The 3,371-nt window shown below is 74.9% G+C and carries 2 protein-coding genes; both read left to right on the forward strand.

The window, feature by feature from the left end; genetic code table 11:
* Positions 1-415: 415 nt before the first annotated feature.
* A complete protein-coding gene (locus tag QMK28_RS16255) occupies positions 416-1,753 on the forward strand; it encodes a multidrug effflux MFS transporter (RefSeq protein WP_326438460.1) in 1,338 nt (445 codons plus the stop codon).
* Entirely contained in the window at positions 1,714-3,015 is a 1,302-nt protein-coding gene (locus QMK28_RS16260) for a serine hydrolase domain-containing protein (RefSeq protein WP_326438462.1), read from the forward strand. Before QMK28_RS16255 ends, QMK28_RS16260 begins: the two co-directional genes overlap by 40 nt.
* The last annotated feature ends 356 nt before the right edge of the window (positions 3,016-3,371 follow it).

The following is a 3,371-nucleotide window of genomic DNA, read 5'->3' on the forward strand; positions in this document are numbered from 1 at the left end:
CCTGCGAGTCTTGCCCGGCCGCGCCCGAGCCCCCCGGCCGTGCCCTCGCCCCAAGCCCCCGCTCGCCTTGCCGGGTACCGCACGCCGATGCGCTCCCGGACCGCGTCGAGCGTGCGCATCCCCGCGAGGCTGCCGTCCAGCGGCGCCAACGGCGACTCCGGCTCACCCCGCAATAGTTGGGCGAAGCGACCGGACGGACGCCGAGTTCGAGCAGCGCGCCGCCGCGATGCCGCCGGTGGCCGGAATCCCCCACCGGACCGGGCCTGTCCCCGGCCGCGGCGTCCCTGCCGGTGGCCTCGCCGGTGGTCTTGCCGGGCACCCTGTCCGCGTTCAGCAGGTATCGGCCCCAACCGGTCTCGCCCCTTCGGATTTGCTGAGAGCATAGGTAACGATTCAACGAACCATGGAGACCCGTATGCCGGAAACCGGCCCGATCAGCCCTGCGCAGACGTCCGAGCGAATACCGAGCCCGCGCGGGCGTGCGCCCGAGCGCACGCCCGCTTCCGAGCCGGCGCACGGCCCCGCGCCCGCGCCGGCCGCGCAGCGCCGCGTCGGAATGCTCGTCACCCTCGTCCTCGGCGGGCTGACCGCGCTGCCGCCGCTCTCCATGGACATGTACCTCCCGGCCCTGCCGGAAGTCACCGACGCACTGCACAGCCCCGCCGCGACCGTTCAGCTGACGCTCACCGCGTGCCTGGCGGGCATGGCGCTCGGGCAGCTCATCGTCGGGCCGATGAGCGACCGTTGGGGACGCCGCCGCCCGCTGCTCATCGGCATGGTCGTCTACGTCCTCGCCACCGCCATCTGCGCCTTCGCGCCGACCACCGAACTGCTCATCGGCTTCCGGCTGCTGCAAGGCCTCGCCGGGGCCGCCGGCATCGTGATCGCCCGCGCGGTCGTGCGCGACCTCTACGACGGCGTCGAGATGGCGCGCTTCTTCTCCACCCTCATGCTCATCTCCGGCGTCGCGCCGGTCATCGCGCCCGTCATCGGCGGCCAGGTGCTGCGGATCACCGACTGGCGCGGCGTCTTCGTCGTCCTCACCGTGATCGGCCTGCTGCTCACCCTCGTCGTATGGCGCTGGCTGCACGAGACCCTGGCGCCCGAGGACCGGCACAGCGGCGGCCTCGGCGAAGCCCTGCGCACCATGCGCGGCCTGCTCGCCGACCGGGTCTTCGCCGGCTACATGCTCACCGGCGGCTTCGCCTTCGCCGCGCTGTTCGCGTACATCTCGGCCTCGCCGTTCGTCGTGCAGGAGATCTACGGAGCGTCCCCGCAGACCTTCAGCCTGCTCTTCGGCCTCAACTCGATCGGCCTGATCGCGGTCGGCCAGCTCAACGGCAAGGTGCTCGTCGGCCGGGTCAGCCTCGACAAGGCGCTCGGCGTCGGCCTCGCGATCATCATGGCCGCGGCGCTCGCGCTGCTGCTGATGGCCTCCGGCGTCTTCGGCGACGTCGGCCTGGCGCCGGTCGCGGCCGGACTGTTCGTGCTGATGTCCGCGATGGGGCTGGCGATGCCCAACACCAACGCCCAGGCCCTGATGCGCACCAAGTACGCCGCCGGCTCCGCCTCCGCGCTGCTCGGCACCTCGTCGTTCCTGGTCGGCGCGATCGCCTCGCCGCTGGTCGGGATCGCGGGCGAGCACACAGCCGTCCCGATGGCCGTCGTCCAACTGGTGTGTGCGGTGGCGGCTGTCGGCTGCTTCATGGGACTGTGCCGTCCTTGGCAGCGGACGGAGGAGGCAGCGAGCTGAAGGCGCTACGACTGCGCGGTGGCACCGCGGAGCAAGCGGGGCTCGACGCCGGCGAGCTGCATCTGCTGATCCGGGAAGTGGAACGGCTGCCCGAGGGCGAACGCCCCTGGTGCTCGGGCGCGGTGCTGCTCGCCGGACGCGGACCGGTCATCGCGGTGGAGCGGGCCGTGGGCTGGGCGCTGCGCTACAGCGCGTACGACGAGGAGCGCGACCGGGGCGTCGAGCTGCCCCGCGAGCAGTGGGTGCCGATGCGGTCCGCCGCCGGCCGGCCGGGCGACTCGAGCCCGGGTGAGGGCGGCACGGGTGCGGGCGGCCTGTTCGACAGCACCACCGGCAGCGCCGCGGGCGGAGACGCCGGCGGCACCGTCTTCGACCTCGCCTCGCTGACCAAGGTCTTCACCGCCATCGCGGCCGTGCAGCAGGTCGAGCGCGGCGCGCTGGACCTCGACCACCCGGTCGCCTCGTACGCCCCCGAGTACACGGCCGCCGCCGAGCACGGGATCACCGTCCGGCAGCTGCTCACCCACACATCGGGCCTCCGTCCCGACCTGCCGCTCTACAGGTACCCGACAGCCGAACAGCGGCTCGCGCGGCTGACGGCCGAAGCACCGATGGACGCCCCCGGCAGCGCGTACCGCTACTCCGACCTCAACCTCCTGCTGCTGCAACGCGTACTGGAACGGCTCACCGGCCACTCGCTCGCGCAGCTCGTCCGGGACGGCATCACCCGGCCGCTCGGCATGTCCGACACCCGCTACGCCCCGCCCGCCGGATGGCGACCGCGCATCGCGGCCACCGAGGACCAGCGCGGGCCCTGGGCGAAGCTCGACCGGGGCATGCTGCACGGCACGGTGCACGACGAGAACGCCTACGCGTTCGGCGGCGTGGCCGGGCACGCCGGGCTGTTCGGCACGGCCGCCGACCTCGCCGTGCTGTGCCGGACGCTGCTCAACGGCGGGGCTTACGGTCCCGCCCGCATCCTCACCGGCGAGTCGGTGACCGGCATGCTGACCGCGCCGGGGCTCGGCTTCGGCGTCGACCAGCCGTGGTTCATGGGCGAGTTGGCGGGCCGGGGCGCGGCCGGGCACACCGGTTTCACCGGCACCAGCCTGGTCCTCGACCCGGCGACCGACACCTTCCTGGTGCTGCTGGCCAACACCGTCCACCCGCGCCGCCGCCCGGCGGACAACGGGCCGCGCGCCGCCGCGGCGACACGGCTCGCGCGGGCGGCCCGCAGGCACTGGTCCGTCACGGGGTCTTAGGGGGCGGGGCGGGGGCGCGGGGTGGGTGGCGCGCGGCGCGGTCCCTCTCCGCAGTACGACGGCGTGAGTACGACGGTGTGCGCCGTCGGGGGCGACTTGGCTGGTTCGGCCGATACGCGCTCCCGCGCCCGGCGCTCTTCGCGTCCCGCGCTCCCTGCGGTACGACGGTGTGCGCCCCCAGCGCGCGGCCCGGAGCGGGCGACCCGCGCGCCCCGAGTTGCGCGCCCCCGGGTAGGGCGTGCGCGGAGACCCGCGCGCCCCGAGACGCGCGCCCCGCGCGGGGCGCGCCCCGCCCCCCCGCGCCCCCCCCCCGGCGCGCGCCCCGCCCCCCCCCCCCCCCCCCCCCCCCCCCCCCC

Origin of the sequence: Streptomyces sp. H27-D2 (assembly GCF_035828615.1) — a bacterium.
Taxonomy (GTDB): domain Bacteria; phylum Actinomycetota; class Actinomycetes; order Streptomycetales; family Streptomycetaceae; genus Streptomyces.